The sequence below is a fragment of the Mesorhizobium sp. Cs1299R1N3 genome, from assembly GCF_037179625.1.
Taxonomy (GTDB): domain Bacteria; phylum Pseudomonadota; class Alphaproteobacteria; order Rhizobiales; family Rhizobiaceae; genus Mesorhizobium; species Mesorhizobium salmacidum.
In genome coordinates this window covers 100,206-126,829 of sequence record NZ_JAPYKQ010000009.1, presented here as the reverse complement: position 1 = coordinate 126,829, position 26,624 = coordinate 100,206, and the positions used below count along the sequence as shown (strand labels likewise).

Genomic DNA, 26,624 nt, shown 5'->3' with positions numbered 1-26,624 from the left:
GGGGGCGCTGCCCGCCAACATTTGGTATTGGCGGCCTCAACCGCCCAGCGCATCAAGCCGGGCACGAAGCGCTGCGACTTCCTGCTCCAGCGCCTCCACCCTCGCTTCCAGGTCGGAGGCGGGGATAGTCGGCGCACTACGCTGAGCCGATAGAGCGGCAACGTCCACCGGGCCAGCGAGGAGATGCACGTAGCGGTCCTCGCGCTGGCCCGGCCCGCGCGGGATTTCCTGGACCAGCGGTGGCCGGCGGCCGATCAGCATGTCGAGTTCACCGCGCAGGTCTTCGATCGACGCAAACCGCGCCATGCGCTCAGCGCGCGCCAGCAGCTCATGCGCCGTCTGCGGTCCGCGCAGCAGGAGCAGGCCGAGCAACGCGGTCTGCGGCGTGGTCAGCGAGAAGCGCTGCGCCATCTGATGCTCATAACGCTCCACGCGCGAGCCGAACATCTGCCGCACGAGACCCTTCTGCTCGAGCAGCTTCAGGGCCCGGTGCACCTCTGTCTGCTCCAGCGCCATGACAGGTTCGCGCGCCGTCTTCTGGTTAGCGGCGGCAAGTGCCGCGTTGAGCGTCAGCGGATAGACGTCCGGCGTCAGCTCCTTCTTCTCGATCAGGCAGCCAAGCACACGCGTTTCGACGGGAGAGAGAATGGGAAGGTCATCGCTCATTGAAGTCCAGCCTCCCGGCGGTAAAAATCGATTGCAAGTGCCTGTTTGCGCGCCTGGCGGGCCTCGTCCCTGACCGTGGCGGCAAGGTTCATCTGGTGGTGACCATAGCGCGCTTCGAGATAGCGTGCGATTGCGGCTGGGATCAGACCGGATCCCATTTCCCGTGTCTGGCTTTTCCGCTCGATCAGGCGACGGATTTCCTCGCTTGCAGGAGCCGGCACGTCCGTCTCGTCGAGGCATTCGCCAAGGTTCATCGGCGGCAGGCTGGCAAAGCGGCGCTGTTCCATCCAGTCGAGAGCCACAAGGGGGCGGATCAGGTAAAACAGCTTCTTCAGCTTCACCTCACCGGAAAAACTGCCGATCTTGGCGACGTGCGAGCGCGCCAGGCCGAGATAGTGGTGCGATACCTTTCCCGGATCGACGATCTCGGCCAGCAGGTCGAGAAGACGCGCGCGAAATCCCGCGACCTCTTCATAGACGATAGGCGACTTCGCCCATTCGACGATGACCGCATTGCCGCCTAGCGCCAGGAGCAAGGCTTTACGCAGATCCCAGCCACCGGCGTCAATCTCGCCTTCAATCGGGAATTCGATCACGTCGCGCGGCTGCTGCAGGACCAGGTGATCCGGGACCGCCCTGATATAGACAAAGCGGCAATCATAGTCGCTGTCGGGCGACGGAAACCCCCAGGCGCGACTGCCACTTTCGATGGCGAACAGGATTCTTACACCTTGCGTTCGCACCAGATCGAGTCGTGCCCGAATTGCTGCGACGGCGTCCAGGGAGAAATCAGCGGGTAACGTCGGCTTCAGACCGTTCTCTCCACCATCATCTTCTTGATCTCGGCAGTCGTGTCGCCGAAGGCGCACAAAAGAGAAAAACGATCGCCGTCAGACGCGCCGCTCCACCATCATCTTCTTGATCTCGGCGATCGCCTTCGCGGGATTCAGCCCTTTGGGGCAGGTCTGCGCGCAATTCATGATGGTGTGGCAGCGATAGAGCCGGAACGGGTCTTCGAGATTGTCGAGCCGTTCGCCCTTGGCCTCGTCACGACTGTCGATCAGCCAGCGATAGGCCTGCAGCAGCGTCGCCGGGCCGAGATAGCGGTCGCCGTTCCACCAGTAGCTCGGGCACGAGGTGGAGCAGCAGGCGCACAGGATGCACTCGTAAAGCCCGTCGAGCTTCTCGCGGTCCTCATGGCTCTGCAGCCATTCCTTGGCCGGCGTTGGCGACACCGTTTTCAGCCATGGCTCGATCGAGGCGTGCTGGGCGTAGAAATTGGTAAGGTCGGGCACCAGGTCCTTGATCACGGGCATATGCGGCAGCGGATAGACCTTGATCGCGCCTGAAACGTCGTCGCAGCCCTTGGTGCAGGCAAGCGTGTTCGAACCGTCGATGTTCATGGCGCAGGAGCCGCAAATGCCCTCACGGCAGGAACGGCGCAAGGTCAGCGTCGGGTCGATCTTGTTCTTGATCCACAGCAGCGCGTCGAGCACCATCGGCCCGCAATCGTCCATATCGACGAAATAGGTGTCTATGCGCGGGTTCTCGTCATCGTCCGGCGACCAGCGATAGATGCGATATTCGCGCAGATTGGTGGCACCCTCCGGCTTCGGCCAGGTCTTGCCCTGTTGGATCTTCGAGTTCTTCGGGAGGGTGAGTTCGACCATTACCTCAGGTCCTTTCGGATGACGAGCTTCAGCCCGGACCAGATTTCATTCACGGCGGCGACCTTGACGTCGACAAGGTCGAGCTTGAGCGCTTCAGCGCGGACAACGCCTTCGGTGACATCGGTGTCCATTTTGGAAGCCTTCTTTGGCCAGGAGACCCAGATCATGCCGTCGCGCTTGATCGCCGCTTCGACATCGCCGAGGCGATCCTCGATCTCGGCGCGCTGCCGGGTGAAGGCGTGGACAGCGTCGTATTTCAGGGTTGCGCCCGAAACGTCGGACCATTCGGCCAGTCGGTCGACCTCGGCAAAATCGACGGCCTCAGTGAGGCCCTCGAGTTCGCTTGGCAGCGCGATGAAGGCGGCAATCATGCCATCCTTCAGGCCGAGCTTGGCCGGAAGGGGCGTGCCGGAATATCCCGCCGCCGTCGCCATGGTCAGTACACCCTGGCCTTCGGCGCGATCTTGGCGAGACTGATGCCGCCGTCTTTCTCCGCCACCAGCGGCTCGGTGTGCACCGGCCGGTAGGTCAGCGTCACCGCACCGTTCTCGCCGAGATGGGCGAGCGTGTGCTTGCGCCAGTTGGCGTCGTCGCGGGCGGAAAAATCTTCCCGCGCGTGCGCGCCACGGCTCTCCTTGCGCGCCTCGGCGCCATGGACGGTGGTGATGGCGTTGGCCATCAGGTTTTCCAGCTCCAGCGTCTCGACCAGGTCCGAATTCCAGATCATCGAGCGGTCGAACACCTTTATGTCCTTGAGCTCGGTCCAGATTTGCGAAATGCGCTTGCAGCCGTTTTCGAGCGATTCCTGCGTGCGGAACACGGCCGCGTCCTCCTGCATCGCCTTCTGCATCTTTTCGCGCAGAACCGCCGTTGGCGTCGAGCCGTTGGCGTGGCGCAGCCGGTCGAAGCGATCCATGATCTTGTCGACCGAACCCTGGTTGGGCGACGGGATCGCCGCCTTGCGGTCGATGACCTGGCCGGCGCGGATCGCCGCGGCGCGGCCGAACACCACCAGATCGATCAGCGAGTTCGAGCCCAGCCGATTGGCGCCGTGCACGGAAGCGCAGCCCGCCTCGCCGACCGCCATCAGACCGGGCGAGATCCGGTCGGGGTTTTCGGCGGTCGGGTTGAGCACCTCGCCCCAGTAATTGGTCGGCACGCCGCCCATATTGTAGTGCACCGTCGGCAGCACCGGGATCGGCTCCTTGGTCAGGTCGACGCCAGCGAAGATTTTTGCCGACTCCGAAATGCCTGGAAGCCGTTCGTGCAAAACCGCCGGATCGAGATGATCGAGGTGCAGGAAGATGTGGTCCTTGTTCTTGCCGACGCCGCGGCCTTCGCGGATTTCCAGCGTCATGCAGCGCGAGACGACGTCGCGCGAGGCGAGGTCCTTGGCCGATGGTGCGTAGCGCTCCATGAAGCGCTCGCCCTCGGAGTTGACGAGGTAGCCGCCCTCGCCGCGCGCGCCCTCGGTGATCAGGCATCCGGCGCCGTAAATGCCGGTCGGATGGAACTGGACGAACTCCATGTCCTGCAGGGGAAGCCCGGCCCGTGCGGCCATGCCGCCGCCGTCGCCGGTGCAGGTATGCGCCGAGGTGGCGGAGAAATAAGCGCGCCCATAACCGCCGGTCGCCAGCACCACCATCTTGGCCGAGAAGCGGTGGATGGTGCCGTCATCGAGATTCCACGCCACGACGCCGGTGCAGGTGCCGTCCGGCTCCATGATCAGGTCGAGCGCGAAATACTCGATGAAGAACTGCGCGTTGTTCTTCAGCGACTGGCCGTAGAGCGTATGCAGGATGGCGTGGCCGGTGCGGTCGGCCGCGGCGCAGGTGCGCTGCACGGGCGGGCCGTCGCCATAGTTCATCATGTGGCCGCCGAACGGCCGCTGGTAGATCTTGCCCTCTTCGGTGCGCGAGAAAGGCACGCCGTAATGTTCGAGCTCGTAGACCGCGGCCGGCGCCTCGCGCACCATGTATTCCATGGCATCGACATCGCCCAGCCAGTCCGACCCCTTGACGGTGTCGTACATGTGCCACTGCCAGGAATCCGGACCCATATTGGAGAGCGAGGCGGCGATGCCGCCTTGCGCGGCGACCGTATGCGAGCGCGTCGGGAACACTTTGGTGATGCAGGCGGTGCGCAGGCCCTGCTCGGCCATGCCGAGCGTGGCGCGCAGGCCCGCGCCCCCGGCGCCGACGATGACCACGTCGAACTTGTGGTCGACAAAGGTGTAGCCTGCCGCGTTGGCTGATTTCGTGTCCTGGGCCAAGACTTCAGCCTCCGAATGCCAGTTTCAGCAGGGCGAAGAGCGAAGCAACGCCGACCGCTATGGTGAAGAATGTGTTGAGGGCGATCAGCGCCAGCCTCATGCCTTCGCCATGCACATAGTCCTCGATGATCACCTGCATGCCGATCCGCATATGATAGAGCGGCGAGATAAGCACCAGGGCCATCACCAACGCCACGAACGGGTTGGCGAGCGCTGCCCGCACCTGCGCATAGCCGGCGCCGTTGAGCGCGATCAGGAACCCGGTGAAAAACAGGATCAGCGGAATGTTGGCGATCGCCGTCAGCCGCTGGCGCCAGAAATGTCCCGTGCCTTCGCGGGCCGAGCCCAGGCCGCGCACCTTGGCGAGCGGGGTGCGCATGTCGGTGTTTTTCGCACTCATCACAAAGCTCCCCGCGCCATATAGCCGGCGATCCAGATCAAGAGTGTGAGCAGGACCGAGCCGGCAAGCGTCGCCCAGGCAATCTTCGAGGCCGTGTGTTTTTCAAGTCCGGCGCCGGTATCCCAAATCAGATGGCGGACACCGCCCAGCATGTGATGCATGAGCGCCCAGGTGTAGCCGAACAGGATGAGCCGGCCGAGCCATGTGCCGAACGCCCAGTTCACCCAGTCGAAAGCACCCTGCGAACTTGCCGCCGCCATCAGCCAGACCACGACCAGCAGCGTGCCGAAATAGAGCGCGCCCCCGGTGATGCGATGGATGATCGACATCGTCATTGTGATCGGCGGCCGGTAGACCGTCAGGTGCGGCGAAAGCGGCCTTTCGCGTCTGGCTTGGGTGGCTGGTGATTTGCTCATGGCTGCCCCAGTTCGGCGTCTCCCGCCTCAGGTGGAAATGCGGCATTGCCGCTTCCGGTTGCGACTTCGGACAGCCGGTTTCTAATGCTCTTTTTGCACCGCGTCAAAGCCAGAAAACCGTTTCGAAAACGTAATTTAGTCTGACTAAAAGGCCGGATGCGGCTTCAATCGATTAGCGGCTGAACACCCGAAGCCGGCTCGATATCGTTGCAGTGCAGCATGTCTGGCCCGAGGCGCTGCCGTGCCGGGATTTGCATCAGCGGGTGCAGGTCTGCGGCGTCGACCCCCTCTTCATCACCAGCGCCTCGCGCCCGTCGATCACGATTGCGTCATGCGTCACCGCTTGGTAGCGGCTGCTCTGGTTTGCCGGCGATGCCGCGAACTCCTCGCTGGCGCCTTCCTGCCCGACCACGCGCAGCGACGTGCCGAGATTTTGGATGGTGATCATGCCGCCATTGCCGCACCTATAGGTGGCCATGCCCGTGGTGAGGCGTGGCGCGGTGAGGTCCGTGGTGATCTTGGTTGCCGGTGGCGCGGGCAGTTGCTGGGCGGCAGGCGGCACCACGGGTGTAACCGTGCCCGCGGCCTTGGGCGCGCCGTCTTCCGGCACACAGGCACCGGCCGCGAGAAGCAGCGGAATAATGAACGACACCCGAACCGTTCGGCCAAACATCATGTGCTGCCCCCTCATGCCCCGGGGCACGCTAGCCACGCGGCGCGGCAAGATCAAGTTCGCCCGACCGGCCATGTCGACCGGTTGGGGACATCGGCGGCGAACCGCAAAAATTAACCATGTTCATTAAGAAACGGCCATCGAGCCGCTCCTCCCCTTAACAAAGGTTAAGAAAGAGTTAATTTCCGATTCGGATCAGATCGGGGCGCGATCTCTCTCGCGCCGACAAAGGGAGAGCGACATGCATTCCAACTCAGTGCGGGCCAACTCAGTGCGGGCCAAACTGGTCCGGGCCAAACTAGTCCGAACAGGCCTCGCGGTCGCGCTGGCGGCACTTGCCGTTGCGGTGGCCGCGCCGGCCGAGGCCGGCTTGCGTCATCACGACCGCGTCTACGCCGATTCGTTCGGCAATCTCGTCATCGACAGCGCCGCCGGCTACAAGCGCATCATCGTAGGCGAAGGCAAGCTGGCCAAACAACTGTCCGACTACACCAGCGCCGGCCAGCCCAAGGTGATCTACCAGAATGAATCCGACGACATATCGGGCGACGGCGACTGCTATCGCCCGCCGGTGTTCGTCAAGGGCCGCTCCTATATGTACGGCCTTTCCGACGGCGAGATGCCGGAGCTCAGCCCCTGCCGCTGATACGGGCCTGGGCGATTTTTACCACGGCCAGCCCATCGGCTGGCCCGGTGGAGACACGCACGCAGTCGCGCCCGGCATTCTTTGCCAGGTAGAGCGCTTCATCCGCACGCCGCATCAGGTCGGAGAAACCCTCGCCCATGTGAAGCTCGGCAATGCCGAAGCTCGACGTGCAGCGGGTGTCGGGCGGCAACCCGTTGACGGGCAACGCGCCGAATGCGTGGCGGATGCCTTCCGCCAACAGCCGGGCGGCTGCAAGGTTGGCTCCTGTCAGGATAATGGCGAACTCCTCGCCACCGATGCGGCCAACCACGTGATGACCCTCGGCCGCCTCTCGCAGCAGGCCGGCGAAGGTCTCGATCACCCGATCGCCGGAGGCATGGCCGAAACTGTCGTTGACGCTTTTGAAATGATCGAGATCGGCAATGACCATTGCCACCGGCGCGCCCAGGCGCGTGGCGTCGTGCACGGCCAGCTCCGCGTGACGCGTGAAACCGCCACGGTTGAGCAGGCCCGACAGCGTGTCGACCTCCGACTTCGACGTCACTTCGGCAAGCACATCGCGAACGAGAATGGCCAGCATCAGCAGCGCCAGCGCCAAGGCAAAGACAGTGCCCAGCGACTGCGACACCAGTGCGTAACTGCTTTGCAGATAGGTCTGCGGATTGGCGCCCCAGCCGCCGAGCGCATGCGCGATGAACGGTTTTGAGGCAAACTGCAGGCCGCTGGCGGCAAGCAACGCCATCAGGATCAGGTCGAGCCGACCGCGGCTTTGCCTCGACGACCAGACGATGCCGAGGCCGGCGAACTGCATGGCTGCGTAGGGAAGCTGGTAGGCCATCATGCGGGTGAGCGACTGGCGCGGCAGATCCTGCACGAAATAGACCGCGATGGTGGTGACGGCCAGAAAGAACAGCATCGGCGTCCATGGCGGCGCCACGCCATATTTGCGGGCAAGTCCGCCATTGAAGGCAATGGTGGCGCCAAGGAAAACGGCAAAGGCGATAACCACGGGAAGCCGCGCATCGCTGAAGACGGGAATGCAGAATTCGATCGCCGAATAGGCCATGCCCAGGACATAACCTGACGCCAGCCAGCGCGCCGGCACGCGGCCGGTATCGTGGAACGAGACAGCCATGAAGGATGCCGCCAGCAGGCCGGCAACCGCCAGGTTGATCAACAGGATGAAGTTGGCGCCGCTCATGGATCCTCAAACCCCTGCCGACAGCTAAACATCGACGGGCGAAAAAGACGTTAACGCCGAGCGCGGATGCGGCGGTCAGCTGGCCCTGAGCGGCTCCGGCACGAACACTGTCTCCGGCCGCTCGTAGGAGAGGCGCACGCTGTCGCGGCCGTTTTTCTTGGCCTTGTAAAGCGCCTCGTCGGCCCGGCGCAACAAGGGTTCCAGCGTCTCGTCGCCGCTGCGGGCCGCCACGCCGAAGCTGGCGGTGACCTTCGTGCCGGCGGGAAGCCCGTCGACGCCGCCGGCCGAATAGAGTGTGCGCACCGCCTCGGCGAACAGCCGGGCGGCGGCGAGGTCGGTCAGTGGCAGGAGCACGGCGAATTCCTCGCCGCCTATGCGCCCCGCGGCACCTCGTGCTCCCGTGGCCGAGCGCAGCTTGGCGGCGAAATCAGCAATCACGCGGTCACCGGCGGCATGCCCGTGCGTATCGTTGAGGGCCTTGAAATGGTCGAGGTCGGCCAGCACCAGCGCCACCGGGAATTTGGCCATGGCGCAATGCTGCAGCAGCATGGCGGCGCGCTCCTCGAAACCTCGGCGGTTGAGCAGCCCCGAAAGCGGGTCGGTATGGGTTTCCGTCTTCAGCGCCTTCATCACGTCGAGCGCGGCCGCGGTGAAGAGGCATAGCGCGATCAGCAGCGACAGCAGTGCGTGCGACAACAGCGCCGTCGTCCAATAGGACGAGCCGTAGAAGCCGTCATAGCTGGCGAAGGGCCCGTGCGCGATGACTACCGCCAGGGTGCGCACGAAGAAATTGACGCTGGACAGCAGCGACAGCACGAACAGGATCTTTTCTGTCGGGCCATTGTTGCGCACCGGGCGCAATTCGGCGGCGACGAGCAGGCTGACGCCGCCGAAACCAAAATTCATCGCCAGGATGCGCCAGGTGAGATCCGGGGTGACGAAGAGAAACCACGCGAACGCCGCAAGGCCGCCGCCCGCCAGCACGGCGATCGCCACACCGGGCACCTTCCTGCCGTAGCGGGCGATGATGGCGCCGGACAGGCAGCAGGCGGCGATGGTGAAGCAGATGTTCGACACCAGCTTGGTCAGCACCATGCCGATCGGCAAGGTGAAATACTGGAACAGGAAGCCGGGCGCCGAGACGCAGTAGCTGAGCGCCAGCACGGCCAGATAGGGGCGATGGCGCTGATAGAACCACAGCACGAGAAACGCCGCGCCGAGCGCCAGCGCGATCGTCGGATTGAGCAACGCTATGAACAGGCCAGTGTCCAAAGGACCGTGACTTCCCTTCGCTTGACGTCACGGAAGACCTTAGGGGGCAAGCCCAAACAAGCCGTTAAGCCAGGGTGTTGGCGCGATATGTCGGCGGGGAACCCGGTGCGGTCGGCAGCGTTCCTGAATTCACAATCCAGGAGCAGGCCATGGCCGACACGATCACATTGACCGACCACGATGCAATCCGTTCATGGGCTGCCGGGCGTGCCGGCTTTCCGGCAATCGTCGACATATCGCCCGAGGCAGGGACGCAGCCCATGCTGAGGCTGGTCTTCGGCCAGAACGCCTATCAGGACCAGGACCAGCCGGAACGGCCCGTCAATGCCGGCGGCTATGAGCTTGTCGAATGGGACGAATGGTTCAAGCTCTTCGAAGAGCAGCAGCTGGCGCTCGTGGTCGCGGCGGACGAACCTGGTCGCCGCGAGGAATTCCACGAGCTCATCCGGCGTGACGGCAAGGCCTGACCCGGGCCGCGCAAGGCTCGGGTCAAAGCCTAACCTGCTTATTTCCAGTCGCGAATGTCGACGAAGTGGCCGGCGATCGCCGCCGCCGCCGCCATCGCCGGCGACACCAGATGGGTGCGGCCCTTGAAGCCCTGCCGGCCCTCGAAATTGCGGTTCGAGGTCGAGGCGCAGCGTTCATGCGGCTTCAGCCGGTCGTCGTTCATGGCCAGGCACATGGAGCAGCCCGGCTCGCGCCAGTCAAAACCGGCGGCGAGGAAGATCTTGTCCAGCCCCTCGGCTTCCGCTTGCTCCTTCACCAGGCCGGAGCCCGGCACGATCATGGCATCGACATGCGGGCTGACCGTCTTGCCTTCGACCACCTTGGCGACGGCGCGCAGATCCTCGATGCGGCCATTGGTGCAGGAGCCGATGAAGACGCGGTCGAGCGTGATGTCGGTGATCTTCGTCCCCGGCGTCAGGCCCATATAGTCGAGCGCGCGCAGCTTGGAGGTGCGCTTGTTCTCATCGGTGATGTCTTCCGGGTTGGGAACGATGCCCTGCACGGAGACGACGTCCTCGGGCGAGGAGCCCCAGGAGACGATCGGCGGCAGCTTGGCCGCGTCGAGCACGATCACCTTGTCGAAATGCGCGCCTTCGTCGGTCCGCAGTGTCTTCCAGTATTCGAGCGCCGCGTCCCAGGCAGCGCCCTTGGGCGCGCGCGGCTTGTCCTTGACATAGGCGAAGGTGGTCTCGTCCGCCGCGATCAGGCCGGCGCGCGCGCCGCCTTCGATCGACATGTTGCAGATCGTCATGCGGCCTTCCATCGACAGCGCACGGATCGCCTCGCCGGCATATTCGATAACATAGCCGGTGCCGCCGGCGGTGCCGATCTCGCCGATGATGGCGAGGATGATGTCCTTGGCCGTGACGCCTTCCGGCAGCACGCCATCGACGCGGACCAGCATGTTCTTGGCCTTGCGCTGGATCAGCGTCTGCGTCGCCAGCACATGCTCGACCTCGGACGTGCCGATGCCATGCGCCAGCGCGCCGAAAGCACCATGGGTGGAGGTGTGGCTGTCGCCGCAGACGATGGTCATGCCCGGCAGCGTAAAGCCCTGCTCAGGTCCGATGATGTGGACGATGCCCTGGCGGATATCGTTCTCGGAATAATACTCGACGCCGAAATCCCTGGCGTTCTTGGCCAGCGCCTCAACCTGGATGCGGCTTTCCTCGTTCTTGATGCCGAACTTGCGCTCGGGCGAGGTGGAGACATTGTGATCGACAACGGCCAGCGTCTTTTCCGGGTGACGGACTTTTCTGCCGCTCATGCGCAGCCCTTCGAAGGCCTGAGGGCTGGTCACTTCATGGACGAGGTGGCGGTCGATATAGAGCAGGCAGGTGCCGTCGTCCTGGCGGTCGACGACATGGTCGTCAAAAATCTTGTCGTAGAGGGTGCGCGGTGCGCTCATGTGCGTAAATCCGTCGATATGAGAATGGGAAAGAACTGATGCCGCAAGCTTGCGGCCGGCCGTCAGGGATCAGCGAAGTCGGCTGGTCAGGGCGCCGGACACGCGCGCGGAGAAGCGCGACGGCAGGCGTTTTCTGTCCTGCAGCACGAATCCCTTGTAGGCCGGATCGCCAAAAAGCTCTTCCATGGCCGGGTAGATAGCAATGTTTTGGGTTTTCGGCAATTGCGGCGTGTCGCCAGCGCTCAGATCACCTCGAACACAAAGGTCCTCACCAGCGCGTCCGGCTCGGCAATCGCATAGCAGCGAAACCACGGGCTCGCCTCAACCGTCCGCCACTTTCCTCCCTGCTCCAATTCATCGAACACCGCCTGGAACCCGCCGCTCTCGAAAACCTGGTCGCGCACGGTGAAGATGGCGTGGCCGCCCTTCTTCGTGATGCGCACCAGCTCGTGCAGGCCAGACGCCGGCGCGTGGCTGATGGTGAACACACCGGTGGAGAAGAAGGCGCGGAAATGGCCGTCCGGCCACGGCAGCGGGCCGCCAAGCATCGCCTGCCTCAGCTCGCTGTAGGCATTGCGGCTGCCGGCTATCTTGAGCATGTCGTCCGAGAGATCCAGCCCGGCAATGTCGGTGTAACCGAGCGCTTTCAAGGAAGGTCCCGACAGGCCGGTGCCGCAGCCGGCGTCGAGCAGCGGCCCCTCGCCCGCCGGCACGTGGCGCGCCACCCAGGCGGTGATCAGGAACGGCAGGAGGTAACCGAGCGAGGCGGTTTCGCTGTCATAGGTCGCGGCCCATGCGGCATAGGCTTGCGCCAGCGTTTCGGGCGTATCGGCCGTGTAGACCGAATCCAGCGCCGCATTGGCCTTGTCGATGTTCATGGGCACGCTCCTCCGGTGAGCACCCGAGCCTAACGCTGTCCTGGCCGAAAAACTATTCCTCGTGCTGGCGGCGCAAACGCCGTTCCAGCGCCCTGAGCGACAGCGACAGGCCGACGGTGAGGATGAGATAGATATAGGCTGTTATCGAATAGGTCTCGAAGAAGCGGAATGAGCCGGCGGCGTAGACCTTGCCCATCTGCGTGATGTCGGCGACGCCAAGCACCGAGACCAGCGAGGAATCCTTGACCAGGGCGACGAAATCATTGCCGAGCGGCGGCAGGATGGTGCGGATCGCTTGCGGGAACACGACCAGCCGGAAGCGCTGCGCGCGGCTCAGCCCCAAGGCCTTCGCCGCCTCGATCTGGCCTTTCTCGACCGACTGGATGCCGGCCCGGAAAACCTCCGAGATGAAGGCCGAATAGCCGATGGTCAGCGCCATGATGGCGCGCCACAGCAACGACACGTCGCGCACCAGCAGCTCGCCGAGAATGCCGGCGCTCTGCAGCGGTGCGGTCAGCGCGTTCCAGGCCGCGACGAACGCCGGCGCGCCGGCAAACGCGATCCAGAACAGCAGCACCAGGATCGGCACGCCGCGAATGATCTCGACATAGAAGCGCGCGATCTGCCGCAGCCAGGTCGAGCCCGACAGGCCCATGAGCGCAATGCCGAGGCCGATGATCGACGCCATGGCGAAAGCAACCACGGTGACGAAGACGGTGATGCCGATGCCCTTTGCGACAGTAGCGAAGACCTGCGCGTAGAGATCGCTGGCCGCGATGGCGAGTGCGGCCACCAACGCCAGCACCGCGGCAACGGCGAGCCACCAGGGAAAGTCGGGTTTGGAGATGGAGGGGGCTGCCATTAGGACAGGTCGGCGACGCAAGAACTGCGAGGGGGACGCACCCAGGCGCCCCCCTCTGTCCTGCCGGACATCTCCCCCTCTAGGGGGGAGATCGGCAGCCTTTTCGGCGGCGCTCTTTCTCCATTCTCAACGATTAGCGAAGGCGGATAAACCAGCCAATCTCCCCCCTTGCGGGGGAGATGCCCGGCAGGGCAGAGGGGGGTGTTCAAGCGCAGACGCCGCGCGAGTTCTTGCGCCTCATCAAATGTGCGCGGCAATGGAAATCACTGCCCCATCTTGTAATCAAGGAACCATTTCTTGTTGAGCGCATCGAGCGTTCCATCCGCCTTGAGCGCCGCGATCGCCGCGTTGACCGGCTTCACCAGGTCCGAGCCCTTGGGGAAGATGAAGCCGAAATCCTCGGTGCCGAGCGGGCCGCCGATCAGCTTCAGCTTGCCCTCCGAAGCATCGACATAGCCCTTGCCCGCGGTGCCGTCGGTCAGCACGACATCGACATCGCCGGATTTCAGCGCCTGCACCGTGGCGCCAAATGTTTCGAACAGTTTGATGCGTGGGTTCTGCTCATTGCCGTCCAGCACGCTGTAGACGGCGGTATAGAACGGCGTGGTGCCCGCCTGCGCGCCGATCAGTCCGTCCTTGAAGGCGCCGAAGGTCTTGGCGTCGGTGAAGCGGCTTTCATCGCCGCGCACCAGCATGAACTGTTCCGAGCGCATATAGGGGTCGGAGAAATCCACCTTCTGCTTGCGGTCGTCCTTGATGGTGATCCCGGTCATGCCGATGTTGTACTGGTTATCCGAAACCGCCTGGATCATCGCGTCCCAGGAGGTGTTCTGGTACTCGACCTTGAAATTGAGCCGCTTGGCGATCTCGTTCATCGCGTCATATTCCCAGCCGATCTGTTTGCCGGTCTTGGCATCGATGAATTGCAGCGGCGGATAGGCATTCTCCGTCACCACCACCACCTTTTTGCCGCCGAGATCGGGCAGCGCCTGCGCGAAGGCGGCAATGGGCGCCAGGACTAGAGCCAGCAGGCCGGCCAGCAGCAATTTTGATTTGGTCATGACAACACTCCCCGGAAATTGAAAGCACCCGGATATCGACCGGGCTTGCAGGAAAATCCGGCGCCGACTTTAGCTTTCCGCAAGCGCCATGCAAGACGGTCCGCTGCGTCGGGATAGCCCAAAACGGATTTGGATGCCTTCAATCCGGAGATTCCGGAACGATCCGTGCCACGGCAATGGACGGCTGCGTTGACGGCTAGGATTTTCCCGTGTCGGGGACCGACGCTTCCGCGTCCGTCGACCGGTCGTCGGCCACAGCGCTACGCAGGCCCGCGACAAGATGGGTGAGTGTGCCGTGCAGGGCCTTCGCTTCGCCTGGTCCGAGCGGGACGCTGCAGGCAAGTGCGGCCGAGACGTCCTTCATGCGGGCGCGCAGGGCCTGGCCCTTGGCTGTCGGCTCGACCAGCACCCGGCGCTCGTCCGCGGCATCGCGCCGGCGAGTGACAAGGCCGCCCGCCTCCATTCGCTTGAGCAGCGGCGTCAGCGTCGCCGAATCCAGGCCCAGCGCTTCGCCAAGGTCGCCCACCGTGCTCGGCGCGCGTTCCCACAGCGCCAGCATCGCCAGATATTGCGGATAGGTCAGGCCGAGCGGATCGAGCAACGGCCGGTAAAGCTTGGTCATCAGTCCGCTCGCCGAATAGAGCGCGAAGCAGAGCTGCTGATCGAGCCGTGGCACCGGGATCGCCCCGGCGGCCTCCGCCGGGGCCTCGCTGTCTTTCGTTTCGACCTTTGTCGTCATGCCGCCTTTACCGAAAGCGCCACCTCGACATTGCCCTTGATGGCGTTCGAATAGGGGCAAACCTGATGCGCCGCCGATACAAGCGCTTCCGCCGCCGCCTGATCAAGGCCTTTTGTCTCCACTGCCAACGCGACGCCGAGCCTGAAGCCCTCGCCGTTGGGAAGCAGGCTGACGGTCGAGGTTATCACGGCATCCTCGAGCGGCAGCTTCTGCTTGCGCGCGACGAAGCGGACGGCGCTTTCGAAGCAGGCGGCATAGCCGATGGCGAAAAGCTGTTCGGGATTGGTGGCGCCGCCCGGTCCGCCGAGCTCCTTGGGCATCGCCAGGTCGACCTTGAGCAGGCCGTCGCTGGTCTCGCCATGACCGGCCCGACCGCCGGTCACGTGAGCCTGTGTGGTGTAGAGTGCCATATCGTAGTCTCCAATCATATTGTGCACGATTATTTAGTACACTATATAATTGGACGTCAACTACCGTTCCGTATTCCCGGAACTGAAAGCGCTCACAGTCTGGTGAAACGAAAAAAGGCGGCCGAAGCCGCCTTTTCAAAATCCTTCGTCGAACCTTATTCGGCGGGGGTCGCTTCAGCGGCCTTGGCTGCTTCGGCCTCGGCGGCCGCCTTCTTCTCGGCGGCTTCCTTGGCTGCCGTCTCGGCGGCCAGCGCCTGGGCGGCGGCGACCTTCTCGGCCTCGATGCGGGCCTTCTCGGCGTTCAGCGCGTCGCGCTCCTCATCGTTGAGCTTGCGGGCGCGCACGCCGGTGTTTTCCGAGATACGAGCCGACTTGCCGCGACGATCGCGCAGGTAATAGAGCTTGGCGCGGCGCACCTTGCCGCGGCGCACGATCTCAACGCCTTCGACCATCGGCGAGTAGACTGGGAACACGCGCTCGACGCCTTCGCCGTAGGAGATCTTGCGGACGGTGAAATTTTCCTGGAAGCCGGAACCGGCGCGGGCGATGACGACGCCCTCATAGGCCTGGACGCGGGTGCGGGTGCCTTCGGTCACGCGGACCTGGACGCGCACGGTGTCGCCGGGCTGGAATTCGGGAAGCTTGCGCTTGGCTTCGATCTTGGCGGCCTGTTCGGCCTCGAGCTGACGGATGAGATCCATCTAAAAATCCACTTCTTGTTCTTCCGACAGTCAGAGCGCCCTACGCTCGCCTTGCAGTTCCATTCGACCGCTCGGCTATGTCCTTTGCCTCCAAGACATTTGTCTTCAAAACATCGGGCAGGGGCGACTACACCGTCATTGTTGACGGGTCCGGCAGATCGTTCTTGCCGGTACGGGCGGGCACATACAGCTATTTCGGCGCTTTGTCACGCCTTGGCCACGCATTTTTTACCGGCATGGCTCCAGGCATGGCACCATCTTAATCCTGCCGTGCCGGGTTGCGCGGGTCCGGCAAGCTCCCTAAGGCAGAAATAGCACACACCCTTACGGCGGCCCTCCATGTCTGTCTTCGACGCCATCCTGCTCTTCCTGGCGGGCTTTCTGTCAGGCGCCGCCAACGCGGTCGCCGGCGGCGGCACCTTCATCACCTTCGGCGCCATGACATTGGTCGGCGTGCCGCCGATCCTCGCCAACGCCACCTCCTCGGTGACGCAATTTCCCGGCTACATCACCTCGACGCTCGCTTATTGGGACGACATCAGGCACTTCTGGCGCGGCGCGCTGCTGCTCTGCCTGATCTCGGCCGGCGGCGCGCTGGCCGGCGCGCTGATCCTGCTGGCGCTCGACAATCCATCCTTTCGCGCCCTGGTGCCGTGGCTGCTTTTGGGCGCGACGGCGCTGTTTGCCGCCGGACCCTGGCTGAAGCCGGCGCCGAAACCTGGACATGAAGCGGCCGTGGGTTCTCTCGCCGGTTCGCTGGCGCAATTCGTCACCGCCATCTATGGCGGCTTCTTCGGCGCCGGCATGGGCGTGATGATGCTGGCCACCCTCGGCCTGACCCAGGCCGGCGACTACCACCGGCTGAACGCATTGAAGAACATGCTCGCGGTGGTCATCGCCGCTGTCGCCATCGTCGTCTTCGTCTCTGGCGGCGTCGTCGCCTGGCCGCAGGCGATCATCATGATCCCGGCCGGCGCGCTGGGCGGCTATGCCGGCGTCTGGATCGCCAAGCGCGTGCCGCAGAACGTGGTGCGCGGCTTCGTCGTCGCCGTCGGCCTGTTTCTCGCCTTCTACTATTTCACCAAAGGCTGAGCGCCCAGAAGATCGGGCCGCCTCTCCTTCGTCAGCCGCTCTGACTGCTCACGCCGCCAGGCGGCGATCTTCTTGTGATTACCCGAGATCAGCACTTCGGGAATCTCCCGGCCCTCGAATTCCTGCGGCCTGGTATAATGCGGATGTTCGAGCAGGCCGTTCTCGAAACTCTCTTCCTCGCCGGACACGGCATTGCCCATGACACCGGGCAACAGCCGCACCACGGCGTCGAGCAGCACGAGGGCCGCCGGCTCGCCACCCGACAGGATGAAATCGCCGATCGAGACTTCCTCCAGGGCGCGCGCTTCGATCACCCGCTGGTCGATACCTTCGAAGCGGCCACACAGGATGACGGCGCCCGGCCCGGCGGCGAGCCCGCGCACGCGCGCCTGCGTCAGTGGTTTGCCGCGCGGGCTCATCAACAGCCGTGGCCGCAAATCACCGGGAGGCGAAGCATGATCGACCGCCCTGGCCAGCACATCGGCGCGCATCACCATGCCGGCGCCGCCGCCGGCCGGCGTGTCGTCGACGGTGCGATGCTTGTCGATGGCGAAATCGCGTATCTGGATCGCATCAAGCGACCATGTGCCGGCCTCCAGCGCCCGTCCGGCCAGCGACACGCCGAGCGCGCCCGGAAACATCTCGGGATAGAGCGTCAGCACCGACGCGGCAAAACTCACCGGTTGCCCCCGGCGTCGCGCGGTCCGCGCGGCCTGCCCTTGGGGTCGAAATCGTCCTCGCGCGGCGCCTCGCCATCCTCGTCCTCGACCAGACCGGCCGCCACCGGGTCGACGCGGACAAAACCCTCGGCGATCGACACGGCAGGCACGGCGGCCTGCGTGAACGGGATAAGCACACCCTTGCGCCCGGCGAGCGTCACATCGAGAATGTCGCCGCCACCGAAATTGTGCACCGCGACGACCTTGCCGATGGCAGCACCAGTATCATCCCGGATTTCCAGCCCGATCAGGTCGGCATGGTAGAATTCGTCTTCCTCGCCATCGTCGGGCAACATCGAGCGGTCGACGAACAGCTCCGTACCGGCAAGCGCCTCGGCCGCGTTGCGGTCGTTGATGCCCTTGAACCGCACCACGACAACGGTGTTGGCAGGCCTTATGTCGGTGATCTGGAAGGCACGGCCGTCCCTGGCGTAGAGCGGCCCGTAGTCGGCCAGCGCCATTGGATCGCCGGTGAAGGTTTTCACCCTGAGCTCGCCCTTGATGCCGTGCGCGGCGCCGATCACGGCCATCTGGACGGGGTTTTGGGGTTTGCTCATGGGCGAAAAATCCTTTGCCCCTGCTCTAGCGCCGCCTCGCCGTCATTTCAATGACGGCCTCTTCACCGCTTCCTAACCCGAATACCCGAAAATGCCGCGATGCAGGAATTCCTCATACCGGCAAAACCCGATCTCCAGGCGGCGCGTGAAAGCTGGCTGAAGATGCTGGCGCGCGAACGCCGGCTGTCGCCGCAAACCGTCGAGGCGTATGAGCGCGATTCACGCCAGTTCCTGCACTTCCTCACCGGCCATATCGGCGGACCGCCCGGCATTTCCGATATCGCCGACCTGCGCCCCGCCGATCTGCGCGGCTTCCTCGCCGCTCGCCGCAATGCCGGTGCCGGCGCACGCACGCTTGGCCGTGGATTGGCCGGCATCCGTTCGCTGCTGCGGTTCCTCGAACGACGAGGCCTGGCCAATGCGGCTGGTGCGGCTGCCTTGCGCGCGCCGCGCCAGCCCAAATCGCTGCCCAAGCCACTGACGGCGAGCGATGCCAGGCACGTGGTCTCCGTCGAGGGTCAGCTGGCCGAAGAACCCTGGATCGCTGCCCGCAACGCCGCCGTGCTGACGCTGCTCTACGGCTCGGGCCTGCGCATTTCGGAAGCGCTTGGGCTGGCCGGGGCCGATCTGGCATCGGAGGCCGACACCGTGCTGCGCGTCACCGGCAAGGGCGGCAAGACGCGGCTGGTGCCGGTGCTGCCGGTGGCGCTCAGGGCTATCGCCGAATATCGCAGGCTCTGTCCCTACCATCTCGATCCCAAGGGTCTTTTGTTTCGCGGCGCGCGCGGCGGCCCGCTCAACCCGGCCATCATCCAGCGCGACATGGCGAAACTTCGCTCGGCGCTCAACCTGCCCGACACCGCGACGCCACATGCCTTGCGCCATTCCTTCGCCACCCATCTGCTCGGCCGTGGCGGCGATCTGCGCACCATCCAGGAACTCCTGGGCCACGCCAGCCTGTCGACGACGCAGATCTACACCGGTGTCGACACCGCAAGACTGCTGGAAATCTACGAATCGGCCCACCCCAGGGCCTGAACCCCTGTACCGCTGCAAGTCTCGCGATTGGCCTCCCCGACTTCGTCATACCAGGGCGTAGCAGCCGCGAAGCGGCGTCGCGGAGACCCTGGTATGACGACGGGATGACCGTTTGTGTTAGCCCTTATGGCATTCCATCCATCAGTACAGACGATCCGCCAAACGTCTGCGTCGGAAGCCAAGAGGCGGTCGAAGACAATTTCGTAACGCCGATTAACGGTTTTGCCGCTTTTCGGTCCTAGGAATGGGATCATGAAACGCGTCATCGCCATCGCCGACCGTGCAGCTTCCGTCTCGCTGAAACTGCTTGTCGCGCTCAACGTGCTGTTTTTCCTGTCCTTCCTTGCCGTGCTGCTGTTCGCCGCCGGCAGGGCGCACGCGGAAGTCCCGACCTGTACCGGCGCCGACATGCTGTCGGCCTTGCAGAAGGGTAGCCCCGCCACCTACGACAAGATCGAGGCCGAGGCGGCGGCCACGCTCAATGGCAAGGGCCTGCTGTGGAAGCTGGAAAAATCAGGTGAACAGCCATCCTACCTGTTCGGCACCATGCACATGACCGATCCGCGCGTGACCACGCTGCCGGCCTATGCGCAGAAGGCCTTTGACGCCGCCGGCACCCTCATCATCGAGACCACCGACGTACTCGACAAGCAGAAGATGATGGCGGCGATGCTGAAGGAGCCGGACCTGATGATGTTCACCGACTCCACGACGCTGTCGTCATTGCTGTCGCCGGACGAAGCGGCAGCCATGAACGCCGCGCTCGATGCGCGCGGCATTCCGCCGGCAACAGTCGCCAAGATGAAGCCGTGGATGCTGTCGGCCATGATGGCGCTTCCAGCCTGCGAACTCGCCCGCCAGGCCGGCGGAGCGCCGGTGCTCGACGTCAAGCTGGCGGAGAGCGCCAAGGCGGCCGGCAAGCCGGTGGAAGGATTGGAAACGGCCGAGAGCCAGCTGCGCGCCATGGCCTCGCTGCCGCTCGCCTTCCACATGAAGGGTCTGGTCGACACGCTGAAGCTGGGCGACAAGGTCAACGATATCAACGAGACCATGATCGTGCTCTACCAGCGTGGCGACACGGGCATGTTCTGGCCGCTGTTCCGCGCCGCCATGCCCGACGAGCAGGACGATCCCGCGGGCTATGCCGCCTTCGAGGAGACCATGATCACCAGCCGCAACGAGGTGATGGTCGATCATGCCGGGCCGATCCTGGCCAAGGGCAACGCCTTCATGGCGGTCGGCGCGCTGCATCTCCCCGGTCCAGAGGGACTGGTCGAGGATTTCCGCAAAGCCGGCTATACTGTCACCGCCGTCAATTGAGTCGGATGGCAGCGGAGGCCCGCAAACGCCGCGTTTCCGGCGTTTTCCTCCGCTAGCGTGAAACCCAATCAACGGTTGCGCGTTGATGGATGTTGATTGACCATTTTCATTTTCCCGGAGGACACGTTTATGGCGAACACACCAAACCCAAACGATCCGTACAATTCGTCCACCAATGCCCCTCGGCCGAGCGGCGGTGGCGGCAGCCCTTGGCTGATTGCGCTGGTCGTCGTTATTCTGGCGATAGTCGCGTATTACGTTTTCGGAAGAAGTGGCCAGCACCCGGCACCCGCCGAGCCGCCAGCGGCCAGCACACCGGCCCCGGCGCCCGCGCCGGCTGAACCGATGAAGCCCGCCGAACCGGCCAAGCCAGCCGAACCGGCTCCCGCACCAGCGCCGGCCCCGGCACCAGCCCCAGCTCCCGCGCCTGCCCCAGCGCCTGCGCCGGCCCAGTAAGCGGCTCGATGTCAAAGACGAACGGCCCGCTGAAAGGCGGGCCGTTTTGTTTTGGACGGCGCCATTCGTCATCCTCGAACAGGCACCTAGGGTCATGCCCATCCGAGCGACATGCGCAGCGTGTCCAAATTTCGGAGTATCGCGAGGACACAATTATGAGCAACAGAAACCCGCCAGTTTGGAGATTTAGCGTAACGAAATTTAGGAGATCCGCAACTTATACTGGCGCCACTATAAGCGAATATTAACAACCAGCAATTGAACATGCACGAGTTCGATGGTAGCCGTTGCCGACGACTTCAACGCCGGAACGAGAACGTCGCGACCCATACGTTAAGCGGTACTTAGCCGCAATTCATCTAAATTCTCTCTTCGGATGGATGGGTGCGCAAACAGAAGGATGATTAGTGCGCGGCCAGACGCAACTGTGTTCATTGCAGCAGGCAAGGGGTCTTGCGGCAATGGCCGTCGTCGCCTTCCATCTTTCGATAACGCTGGCGCTGCCGCGCTATCTGGGTCAGGAGATCTTTGCCGACTTCACCCGGCGCGGCAATCTGGGTGTCGATTTCTTCTTTGTGCTTTCCGGTTTCATCATCGCCTTCGCCCATGATAGCGATATCGACCGCCCTGATCGCCTACGCAACTACCTGATGCGCCGCTTCGTGCGGCTGTTCCCGGTTTACTGGGTCTATGTCGGCATCTTCTGCGTATTGCTGGCAACGGGTTTTGGAACGGGCGCCACGCTGCCGGATACGGCCGGCCACTGGATTTCGACCGTATTCCTCATTCGCCTCGACAGTTTCGTGTTTCCCATTGCGCCCGCCTGGACCCTCGTCCACGAAATTGCCTTCTATCTCGTCTTCGCCCTTTTCATCGTCAGCAGGCGCCTCGGCATGGCGGCCTTCACCATTTGGATGCTTGCCTGCCTGCTGCTGCGCGAATATCCCGCCTACGACCACTGGACGCCGATAACCACCTATCTCTCGCCGCTCAACCTCAATTTTCTCGCCGGCATGCTGGCCTTCTATGGCTGGAGGCATGGCAGACCGTATGTCGTCAAATGCGCGTTCGTGGTTGGTCTGGCGATGCTGATCGCTATTTATGGGCTTGAAGCTGGAGGCATGCTCTACAGTCATCTGCAGATCGCCTACGCCGTCGCTTTCGGGCTAATCATCTCCGGCGCCGCGGCTCTTGAGTCCGATGGACAATGGCCGTCCAACACTCGGCTTCTCAACCTGATCGGCGATGCATCCTATTCGATCTATCTGACCCATATTGCCCTTCTTGGCCTATTGGCCAAGATTATGATCAGGCTGTCGGCCCATATGCCGGTGCCGCCCAAGCTCATTTATATATCCGTGCTCGTCGGCACAGTTGCCGGTGGCTGCATTCTCCATATGCTGGTGGAGCGTCCTCTCGTCGAATTCTTCCGGAGGCGGCTCGCCAGCAGATTGGAATTTCCCCTCGTCCAGCAAAAGGCAAACTGAACGCAAGGCCCTATGTGGTGTGCGCGGCGTCTTCGTCGCCACGCACTCCAAATCTGTTCTCTCAGTTCTCTCTTCCAGAATTATTCATTGTCTGCGCGAGCGCAGGAACCCGCCGTTGGCAGGCCGGCATCACCTGAATATCAAGGCAACCTAAATGTGGATCGGCTTGAAGAAGGTGGCCAGCGCCGCTTCCTTCACCGCTTCCGACATCGTCGGATGCGCGTGGCAGGTGCGGGCCAGGTCTTCCGACGAGCCGCCGAACTCCATCAGCACCGCCGCTTCGTGGATCATCTCGCCGGCGCCGAAGCCGACGATATGGACGCCGAGCACGCGGTCGCTCTGCTTGTCGGCCAGGATCTTCACGAACCCGTCGGTGTGCAGCATGGCGCGCGCGCGGCCATTGGCGGTGAAGGGAAACTTGCCGACCTTGTAGTCGATGCCGGCCTTCTTCAGCTCTTCCTCGGTCTTGCCGACCGAGGCGATCTCCGGAGTGGTGTAGACCACGCTCGGAATGACCTCATAGTTCACATGCCCGGCCTGGCCGGCAATGGTCTCGGCCACCGCCACGCCCTCGTCCTCGGCCTTGTGCGCCAGCATCGGCCCGGCGATGACATCGCCGATGGCATAGATGCCGGGAACATTGGTCCTGAGATGCCCGTCGGTCTTGACCCGGCCGCGCTCGTCGACGTCGACGCCGGCGTCCTTGAGACCGAGGCTATCCGAAAAGGCGCGGCGTCCGGTCGAGATCAGCACCACGTCGGCATCGATCGTTTCGGCGGCACCACCCTTGACCGGCTCGAAGGTAACGGTCGCGCCCTTCTTGGCCTTGGCGACACCGGTGACCTTGGCGCCGAGCTTGAACTCAAAACCTTGTTTGGAGAGCAGCCGCTGGAACTGTTTCGACACCTCGCCGTCCATGCCGCCCAAAATGGTGTCGAGGAACTCGACCACGGTGACCTTGGCGCCGAGCCGTGCCCAGACCGAGCCGAGTTCGAGCCCGATGACGCCGCCGCCGACCACCACCAGATGGCCAGGCACCTTCTCCAGCGACAGCGCGCCAGTCGACGACACGATGATTTTCTCGTCGAAGTCGACCTTGACGCCGGGAATCCCGGCGACGTCGGACCCAGTGGCGATGACGATGTTTTTGGTCTCGATCTCCTCGACCTTGCCGTCCTCGCCCATCACCGAGACCTTGCCGGCGGCGACCACCTTGCCGGTGCCGCGGAAGCTGTCGATCTTGTTCTTCTTGAACAGGAAGGCAACGCCGTTGACGTTGGACAACACCGTCGCGTCCTTGTGCGCCATCATCTTCTTCAGGTTCAGCTTGGGTGCCGGGATTTCGACACCGAGCGTGTCGAAGGAATGACCGGCCTCGGCGAACATCTCGGAGGCATGAAGCAGCGCCTTGGACGGGATGCAGCCGATGTTGAGGCAGGTGCCCCCGAAGGTCGCGTTCTTCTCGACCACCGCGACCTTCAGCCCGAGCTGCGCCGCTTTGATGGCGCAGACATAGCCGCCCGGTCCCGAGCCGATGATAACCACGTCATAAGCCATGTTTGTTTCCCTTTTGCTTGGGGCTCAGCGGCCGCCGCTGACATTCAGGATCGCGCCCGTCGTATAGGACGCGGCATCGGATAAAAGATAGAGGACCGCGCCGGCGACTTCATCCGCAGTGCCTGCTCTCTTCATCGGCAGCAGGTCGCGAAACCGTTCTATCCGGTCGGGCTGGCCGCCGGAGGCGTGGATGTCGGTGTCGATGATGCCCGGCCGCACCGCATTGACGCGAATGCCTTCCATCGCCACCTCCAGGGCGAGGCCGATGGTGAAGGTGTCGATGGCGCCCTTGGAGGCTGCATAGTCGACATATTCGCCCGGCGAGCCCAGCGTCGCCGCCGCCGACGAGATGTTGACGATCGATCCGCCCGACCCGCCATGCCGCGTCGACATGCGCTTGACGGCCTCGCGGGCGCACAGGAACGAGCCCACCACATTGATGCGCATCATGCGTTCTAGCCGCGACACATCCATCTCGTCGACGCGCGCCTTGACGTCGACAATTCCGGCATTGTTGACGAAGGCGTCGAGCCGGCCAAAGGCGTGGTCGACAGCGCCGAACATGGCCACGATATCGGTTTCCTTGCCGACATCGCCCCTGACGGCAACAGCTTCGCCGCCGCCGGCCTTGATCTCGGCAACCAGCGCATCCGCCGCGGCCTTGCTGGAGGCGTAATTGACCGCGACGCGATAGCCAGCCTTGGCACCCAGCCGGCAGATGGCAGCGCCGATGCCACGGCTGCCGCCGGTGACCAGCAGCACTTTTTGCGTCGCGCTCATTCCTGGCATCCCTTCATCGCGAACACATCCGACGGCACTTTCGAAAAACTGCTGCCGCCATAGGCCCGGGATTGCCGCAGCAACGGCCCGAGATCGGGCAGGATCAGCATCTTCGGCGCCTTGACGCCCTCGGCCGGCAAAAGCCCGATATTGCCCTCGTCGTCGGACGTGTAGATGACGCCGTTCCACAGCGTGCAGGCGGCAAGTTCCTCGCCGGTGACGTCGCCTTCCGGACATTTGTACATCAGCGCGCCGTTCGGCCGCGCCACGCCCTGGGTCCACATGACGATACCGTTCAGCACGACATTGTTGTCGAGGACCAAGCGAAACCTGTTGGTGACGGTGGCCGACGTGCCTGTTGGGGTGAAGTCGATCTCCGCGCCGCTCTGGGCCTCGCCATAAACGGCAAGTTCGATTGGACAGGCGGCATGGGCATTTGCAACAGCCGCGAGAATGCCGGCCACCAGCACGACCGGTCCGGCGAGCCCAGGCAAAAGGGCCATCATTGGCCAGCCCTGCCGCAACCCGCCATCCGACCGCCTCAGAGATCGAGTACCAGCCGCTCGGGATCCTCCAGGCTTTCCTTGACGCGCACCAGGAAGGTTACGGCTTCCTTGCCGTCGACGATGCGGTGATCGTAGCTGAGCGCCAGGTACATCATCGGCCGGATCACGATCTGGCCGCCGACCACGACCGGCCGGTCCTGGATCTTGTGCATGCCGAGAATGCCAGATTGCGGCGCGTTGAGGATCGGCGTCGACATCAGCGATCCGTAGACACCGCCATTGGAGATGGTGAAGGTGCCGCCCTGCATATCCGCCACCGACAGCTTGCCGTCACGTGCGGCAATGCCCAGCCGGCCGATATCCTTCTCGATCTCGGCGATGGACATCTGGTCGGCATCGCGCACGACCGGAACTACGAGACCCTTTTCGGTGCCGACCGCGACGCCGATATGGGCATAGTTCTTGAAGATGATGTCGGTGCCGTCGATCTCGGCATTGACCGAAGGGATTTCCTTCAGCGCGTGCGTGACGGCCTTGGTGAAGAAGCCCATGAAGCCGAGCTTCACGCCATGCTTCTTCTCGAACACGTCCTTGTATTTGGTCCTGAGCGCCATCACCGCCGACATGTCGACCTCGTTGAAGGTGGTCAGCATGGCTGCGGTCGACTGCGCTTCCTTCAGCCGGCGCGCGATGGTCTGGCGCAGCTTGGTCATGCGCACGCGCTCTTCACGCGAAGCATCGTCGCCCGACGACGGCGCCCGAACCGCAACCGGGGCCGGCGCCGCTTTTGGCGTTTCGGCCGGCTGCGACGGCGCGCCCTTGGCGATGGCGTCGAGCACGTCGCCCTTCAGCACCTGGCCGCGCTTGCCCGAGCCGGAAAGCTGGTCGACCGACAGATTGTTCTCGGCGATCAGCTTTGCCGCCGCCGGCGCCGGCGGCATGGTGCGCGGCTCGACCGGGCCGGCGTCGCCTGCAACCTTGGCGGTCTCTGCCGCGGCCTGCTTGATGGTCTGCGCCGCGTCGGGGCTCGAAGCCTGCGCCACCGCTTGCGGCTTGGTCGCGGGAGCAGCCGCCCCACCGCCCGAAATCGACCCGAGCAGCGCGCCGACGCCGACAGTCTCGCCTTCTTTTACAGTGATTTCGCCGAGCGTGCCGGCGGCGGCGGCAGGCACCTCCACCGTCACCTTGTCGGTCTCGAGCTCGACCAGCGGCTCGTCGGCGGCAATGGCATCGCCGACCTTCTTGAACCATTTGCCGACGGTCGCTTCGGTGACGGATTCGCCAAGGGTGGGGACGCGGATTTCGGTAGCCATTGTGCCTGTCCGTTCTT

At 63.8% G+C, this 26,624-nt stretch carries 30 protein-coding genes; 6 read left to right on the top strand and 24 right to left on the bottom strand.

Annotated features, from left to right (window positions below; all coding sequences use genetic code 11):
• Positions 1-36: 36 nt before the first annotated feature.
• The 8 genes from O7B34_RS20100 to O7B34_RS20065 all read right to left on the bottom strand — a co-directional run bounded on the left by O7B34_RS20100 (position 37) and on the right by O7B34_RS20065 (position 6,100).
• Positions 37-666 carry a YceH family protein gene (locus tag O7B34_RS20100; RefSeq protein ID WP_337147707.1) on the bottom strand — a complete coding sequence of 210 codons (630 nt, stop codon included), beginning with the start codon at positions 664-666 and terminating at the stop codon, positions 37-39.
• Positions 663-1,409: a nucleotidyltransferase domain-containing protein gene (locus tag O7B34_RS20095; protein ID WP_337147706.1), complete on the bottom strand. Its 747-nt coding sequence runs from the start codon at positions 1,407-1,409 to the stop codon at positions 663-665. The genes O7B34_RS20100 and O7B34_RS20095 overlap by 4 nt, the downstream gene beginning before the upstream one ends.
• Positions 1,410-1,556: 147 nt before the next feature.
• The gene (locus tag O7B34_RS20090) at positions 1,557-2,336 is read right to left on the bottom strand and encodes a succinate dehydrogenase iron-sulfur subunit (RefSeq protein WP_337147705.1); all 780 of its coding nucleotides are present in this window, start codon (positions 2,334-2,336) and stop codon (positions 1,557-1,559) included.
• A complete protein-coding gene (locus O7B34_RS20085; RefSeq protein WP_337147704.1) occupies positions 2,336-2,770 on the bottom strand; it encodes a DUF3052 family protein in 435 nt (144 codons plus the stop codon). Before O7B34_RS20085 ends, O7B34_RS20090 begins: the two co-directional genes overlap by 1 nt.
• 2 nt (positions 2,771-2,772) lie before the next feature.
• The gene (gene sdhA, locus O7B34_RS20080; RefSeq protein WP_337147703.1) at positions 2,773-4,608 is read right to left on the bottom strand and encodes a succinate dehydrogenase flavoprotein subunit; all 1,836 of its coding nucleotides are present in this window, start codon (positions 4,606-4,608) and stop codon (positions 2,773-2,775) included.
• A 4-nt stretch (positions 4,609-4,612) separates the two neighbouring features.
• Positions 4,613-5,008, bottom strand: a complete 396-nt coding sequence (sdhD, locus tag O7B34_RS20075) for a succinate dehydrogenase, hydrophobic membrane anchor protein (protein WP_337142480.1) — start codon at positions 5,006-5,008, stop codon at positions 4,613-4,615.
• Positions 5,008-5,424 (bottom strand): succinate dehydrogenase, cytochrome b556 subunit, encoded by a 417-nt coding sequence (sdhC, locus tag O7B34_RS20070; protein ID WP_337147702.1) that lies wholly within the window; start codon positions 5,422-5,424, stop codon positions 5,008-5,010. Before sdhC ends, sdhD begins: the two co-directional genes overlap by 1 nt.
• Before the next feature lie 256 nt (positions 5,425-5,680).
• The gene (locus O7B34_RS20065; RefSeq protein ID WP_337147701.1) at positions 5,681-6,100 is read right to left on the bottom strand and encodes a hypothetical protein; all 420 of its coding nucleotides are present in this window, start codon (positions 6,098-6,100) and stop codon (positions 5,681-5,683) included.
• Between the two features lie 238 nt (positions 6,101-6,338).
• Here O7B34_RS20065 and O7B34_RS20060 point away from each other — a divergent pair, with 238 nt between their 5' ends.
• The gene (locus O7B34_RS20060; protein WP_442920980.1) at positions 6,339-6,743 is read left to right on the top strand and encodes a hypothetical protein; all 405 of its coding nucleotides are present in this window, start codon (positions 6,339-6,341) and stop codon (positions 6,741-6,743) included.
• Here O7B34_RS20060 and O7B34_RS20055 read toward each other — a convergent pair.
• Entirely contained in the window at positions 6,727-7,944 is a 1,218-nt protein-coding gene (locus O7B34_RS20055; protein WP_337147699.1) for a GGDEF domain-containing protein, read from the bottom strand. The genes O7B34_RS20060 and O7B34_RS20055 overlap by 17 nt on opposite strands.
• A gap of 75 nt (positions 7,945-8,019) precedes the next feature.
• Positions 8,020-9,216, bottom strand: coding sequence for a GGDEF domain-containing protein (locus O7B34_RS20050; protein WP_337147697.1), 1,197 nt, complete (start codon positions 9,214-9,216; stop codon positions 8,020-8,022).
• Positions 9,217-9,365: 149 nt separating this feature from the next.
• Between O7B34_RS20050 and O7B34_RS20045 the strand changes: the two genes are divergently transcribed.
• Positions 9,366-9,683, top strand: coding sequence for a hypothetical protein (locus O7B34_RS20045; protein ID WP_027145537.1), 318 nt, complete (start codon positions 9,366-9,368; stop codon positions 9,681-9,683).
• Positions 9,684-9,721: 38 nt separating this feature from the next.
• On the opposite strand, the gene leuC is transcribed toward O7B34_RS20045, so the two are convergent.
• The 8 genes from leuC to rplS all read right to left on the bottom strand — a co-directional run bounded on the left by leuC (position 9,722) and on the right by rplS (position 15,782).
• Complete coding sequence (gene leuC / locus O7B34_RS20040) at positions 9,722-11,131, bottom strand: 3-isopropylmalate dehydratase large subunit (RefSeq protein WP_027145538.1); 1,410 nt, start codon at positions 11,129-11,131, stop codon at positions 9,722-9,724.
• Between the two features lie 69 nt (positions 11,132-11,200).
• Positions 11,201-11,353, bottom strand: a complete 153-nt coding sequence (locus O7B34_RS20035) for a hypothetical protein (RefSeq protein WP_198028824.1) — start codon at positions 11,351-11,353, stop codon at positions 11,201-11,203.
• A 20-nt stretch (positions 11,354-11,373) separates the two neighbouring features.
• The gene (locus tag O7B34_RS20030) at positions 11,374-12,009 is read right to left on the bottom strand and encodes a class I SAM-dependent DNA methyltransferase (protein ID WP_337147696.1); all 636 of its coding nucleotides are present in this window, start codon (positions 12,007-12,009) and stop codon (positions 11,374-11,376) included.
• Positions 12,010-12,061: 52 nt separating this feature from the next.
• Positions 12,062-12,871 (bottom strand): amino acid ABC transporter permease, encoded by an 810-nt coding sequence (locus O7B34_RS20025; protein WP_027145540.1) that lies wholly within the window; start codon positions 12,869-12,871, stop codon positions 12,062-12,064.
• Positions 12,872-13,134: 263 nt separating this feature from the next.
• On the bottom strand, positions 13,135-13,932 hold the full coding sequence (locus tag O7B34_RS20020; RefSeq protein WP_027145541.1) for a transporter substrate-binding domain-containing protein: 798 nt from the start codon (positions 13,930-13,932) through the stop codon (positions 13,135-13,137).
• 196 nt (positions 13,933-14,128) lie between these two features.
• Positions 14,129-14,671 carry a MarR family winged helix-turn-helix transcriptional regulator gene (locus O7B34_RS20015; protein WP_337147695.1) on the bottom strand — a complete coding sequence of 181 codons (543 nt, stop codon included), beginning with the start codon at positions 14,669-14,671 and terminating at the stop codon, positions 14,129-14,131.
• Positions 14,668-15,081 (bottom strand): organic hydroperoxide resistance protein, encoded by a 414-nt coding sequence (locus O7B34_RS20010; protein ID WP_337147694.1) that lies wholly within the window; start codon positions 15,079-15,081, stop codon positions 14,668-14,670. The genes O7B34_RS20015 and O7B34_RS20010 overlap by 4 nt, the downstream gene beginning before the upstream one ends.
• Before the next feature lie 155 nt (positions 15,082-15,236).
• Complete coding sequence (rplS, locus tag O7B34_RS20005) at positions 15,237-15,782, bottom strand: 50S ribosomal protein L19 (protein ID WP_027055127.1); 546 nt, start codon at positions 15,780-15,782, stop codon at positions 15,237-15,239.
• 339 nt (positions 15,783-16,121) lie between these two features.
• Between rplS and O7B34_RS20000 the strand changes: the two genes are divergently transcribed.
• On the top strand, positions 16,122-16,874 hold the full coding sequence (locus O7B34_RS20000; RefSeq protein WP_337142489.1) for a sulfite exporter TauE/SafE family protein: 753 nt from the start codon (positions 16,122-16,124) through the stop codon (positions 16,872-16,874).
• Here the strand turns inward: O7B34_RS20000 and trmD are convergent.
• Entirely contained in the window at positions 16,856-17,554 is a 699-nt protein-coding gene (gene trmD, locus O7B34_RS19995; protein WP_337147693.1) for a tRNA (guanosine(37)-N1)-methyltransferase TrmD, read from the bottom strand. The genes O7B34_RS20000 and trmD overlap by 19 nt on opposite strands.
• A complete protein-coding gene (gene rimM, locus O7B34_RS19990) occupies positions 17,551-18,150 on the bottom strand; it encodes a ribosome maturation factor RimM (RefSeq protein WP_337147692.1) in 600 nt (199 codons plus the stop codon). Before rimM ends, trmD begins: the two co-directional genes overlap by 4 nt.
• Positions 18,151-18,249: 99 nt before the next feature.
• Between rimM and O7B34_RS19985 the strand changes: the two genes are divergently transcribed.
• The 3 genes from O7B34_RS19985 (at position 18,250) to O7B34_RS19975 (ending at position 22,451) form a co-directional block, all read left to right on the top strand.
• Positions 18,250-19,188, top strand: a complete 939-nt coding sequence (locus tag O7B34_RS19985) for a tyrosine recombinase XerC (protein WP_337147691.1) — start codon at positions 18,250-18,252, stop codon at positions 19,186-19,188.
• Positions 19,189-19,440: 252 nt separating this feature from the next.
• Positions 19,441-20,508, top strand: a complete 1,068-nt coding sequence (locus O7B34_RS19980) for a TraB/GumN family protein (protein ID WP_337147689.1) — start codon at positions 19,441-19,443, stop codon at positions 20,506-20,508.
• 863 nt (positions 20,509-21,371) lie between these two features.
• Positions 21,372-22,451, top strand: coding sequence for an acyltransferase family protein (locus O7B34_RS19975; RefSeq protein ID WP_337147688.1), 1,080 nt, complete (start codon positions 21,372-21,374; stop codon positions 22,449-22,451).
• A 150-nt stretch (positions 22,452-22,601) separates the two neighbouring features.
• On the opposite strand, the gene lpdA is transcribed toward O7B34_RS19975, so the two are convergent.
• Genes lpdA through odhB form a run of 4 tightly spaced genes read right to left on the bottom strand, consistent with a single transcriptional unit; the run spans position 22,602 to position 26,607 of the window.
• Positions 22,602-24,008 (bottom strand): dihydrolipoyl dehydrogenase, encoded by a 1,407-nt coding sequence (lpdA, locus tag O7B34_RS19970; RefSeq protein ID WP_337147687.1) that lies wholly within the window; start codon positions 24,006-24,008, stop codon positions 22,602-22,604.
• A gap of 24 nt (positions 24,009-24,032) precedes the next feature.
• The gene (locus O7B34_RS19965; RefSeq protein ID WP_337147686.1) at positions 24,033-24,788 is read right to left on the bottom strand and encodes an SDR family oxidoreductase; all 756 of its coding nucleotides are present in this window, start codon (positions 24,786-24,788) and stop codon (positions 24,033-24,035) included.
• Positions 24,785-25,291 carry a hypothetical protein gene (locus O7B34_RS19960; protein WP_442920982.1) on the bottom strand — a complete coding sequence of 169 codons (507 nt, stop codon included), beginning with the start codon at positions 25,289-25,291 and terminating at the stop codon, positions 24,785-24,787. The genes O7B34_RS19965 and O7B34_RS19960 overlap by 4 nt, the downstream gene beginning before the upstream one ends.
• A 38-nt stretch (positions 25,292-25,329) precedes the next feature.
• Entirely contained in the window at positions 25,330-26,607 is a 1,278-nt protein-coding gene (gene odhB, locus O7B34_RS19955) for a 2-oxoglutarate dehydrogenase complex dihydrolipoyllysine-residue succinyltransferase (RefSeq protein ID WP_337147683.1), read from the bottom strand.
• Positions 26,608-26,624 lie beyond the last annotated feature (17 nt).

Excerpts from the sequence above, each read along its gene's own strand:
- O7B34_RS20100 (WP_337147707.1), bottom strand. The coding sequence starts at position 666 with ATGAGCGATGACCTTCCCATTCTCTCTCCCGTCGAAACGCGTGTGCTT.
- O7B34_RS20090 (WP_337147705.1), bottom strand. The coding sequence starts at position 2,336 with ATGGTCGAACTCACCCTCCCGAAGAACTCGAAGATCCAACAGGGCAAG.
- O7B34_RS20085 (WP_337147704.1), bottom strand. The coding sequence starts at position 2,770 with ATGGCGACGGCGGCGGGATATTCCGGCACGCCCCTTCCGGCCAAGCTC.
- sdhD (WP_337142480.1), bottom strand. The coding sequence starts at position 5,008 with ATGAGTGCGAAAAACACCGACATGCGCACCCCGCTCGCCAAGGTGCGC.
- sdhC (WP_337147702.1), bottom strand. The coding sequence starts at position 5,424 with ATGAGCAAATCACCAGCCACCCAAGCCAGACGCGAAAGGCCGCTTTCG.
- O7B34_RS20065 (WP_337147701.1), bottom strand. The coding sequence starts at position 6,100 with ATGATGTTTGGCCGAACGGTTCGGGTGTCGTTCATTATTCCGCTGCTT.
- O7B34_RS20060 (WP_442920980.1), top strand. The coding sequence starts at position 6,339 with ATGCATTCCAACTCAGTGCGGGCCAACTCAGTGCGGGCCAAACTGGTC.
- O7B34_RS20055 (WP_337147699.1), bottom strand. The coding sequence starts at position 7,944 with ATGAGCGGCGCCAACTTCATCCTGTTGATCAACCTGGCGGTTGCCGGC.
- O7B34_RS20045 (WP_027145537.1), top strand. The coding sequence starts at position 9,366 with ATGGCCGACACGATCACATTGACCGACCACGATGCAATCCGTTCATGG.
- leuC (WP_027145538.1), bottom strand. The coding sequence starts at position 11,131 with ATGAGCGCACCGCGCACCCTCTACGACAAGATTTTTGACGACCATGTC.
- O7B34_RS20030 (WP_337147696.1), bottom strand. The coding sequence starts at position 12,009 with ATGAACATCGACAAGGCCAATGCGGCGCTGGATTCGGTCTACACGGCC.
- O7B34_RS20025 (WP_027145540.1), bottom strand. The coding sequence starts at position 12,871 with ATGGCAGCCCCCTCCATCTCCAAACCCGACTTTCCCTGGTGGCTCGCC.
- O7B34_RS20020 (WP_027145541.1), bottom strand. The coding sequence starts at position 13,932 with ATGACCAAATCAAAATTGCTGCTGGCCGGCCTGCTGGCTCTAGTCCTG.
- O7B34_RS20015 (WP_337147695.1), bottom strand. The coding sequence starts at position 14,671 with ATGACGACAAAGGTCGAAACGAAAGACAGCGAGGCCCCGGCGGAGGCC.
- O7B34_RS20010 (WP_337147694.1), bottom strand. The coding sequence starts at position 15,081 with ATGGCACTCTACACCACACAGGCTCACGTGACCGGCGGTCGGGCCGGT.
- rplS (WP_027055127.1), bottom strand. The coding sequence starts at position 15,782 with ATGGATCTCATCCGTCAGCTCGAGGCCGAACAGGCCGCCAAGATCGAA.
- O7B34_RS20000 (WP_337142489.1), top strand. The coding sequence starts at position 16,122 with ATGTCTGTCTTCGACGCCATCCTGCTCTTCCTGGCGGGCTTTCTGTCA.
- rimM (WP_337147692.1), bottom strand. The coding sequence starts at position 18,150 with ATGAGCAAACCCCAAAACCCCGTCCAGATGGCCGTGATCGGCGCCGCG.
- O7B34_RS19985 (WP_337147691.1), top strand. The coding sequence starts at position 18,250 with ATGCAGGAATTCCTCATACCGGCAAAACCCGATCTCCAGGCGGCGCGT.
- O7B34_RS19980 (WP_337147689.1), top strand. The coding sequence starts at position 19,441 with ATGAAACGCGTCATCGCCATCGCCGACCGTGCAGCTTCCGTCTCGCTG.
- lpdA (WP_337147687.1), bottom strand. The coding sequence starts at position 24,008 with ATGGCTTATGACGTGGTTATCATCGGCTCGGGACCGGGCGGCTATGTC.
- O7B34_RS19965 (WP_337147686.1), bottom strand. The coding sequence starts at position 24,788 with ATGAGCGCGACGCAAAAAGTGCTGCTGGTCACCGGCGGCAGCCGTGGC.
- O7B34_RS19960 (WP_442920982.1), bottom strand. The coding sequence starts at position 25,291 with ATGGCCCTTTTGCCTGGGCTCGCCGGACCGGTCGTGCTGGTGGCCGGC.
- odhB (WP_337147683.1), bottom strand. The coding sequence starts at position 26,607 with ATGGCTACCGAAATCCGCGTCCCCACCCTTGGCGAATCCGTCACCGAA.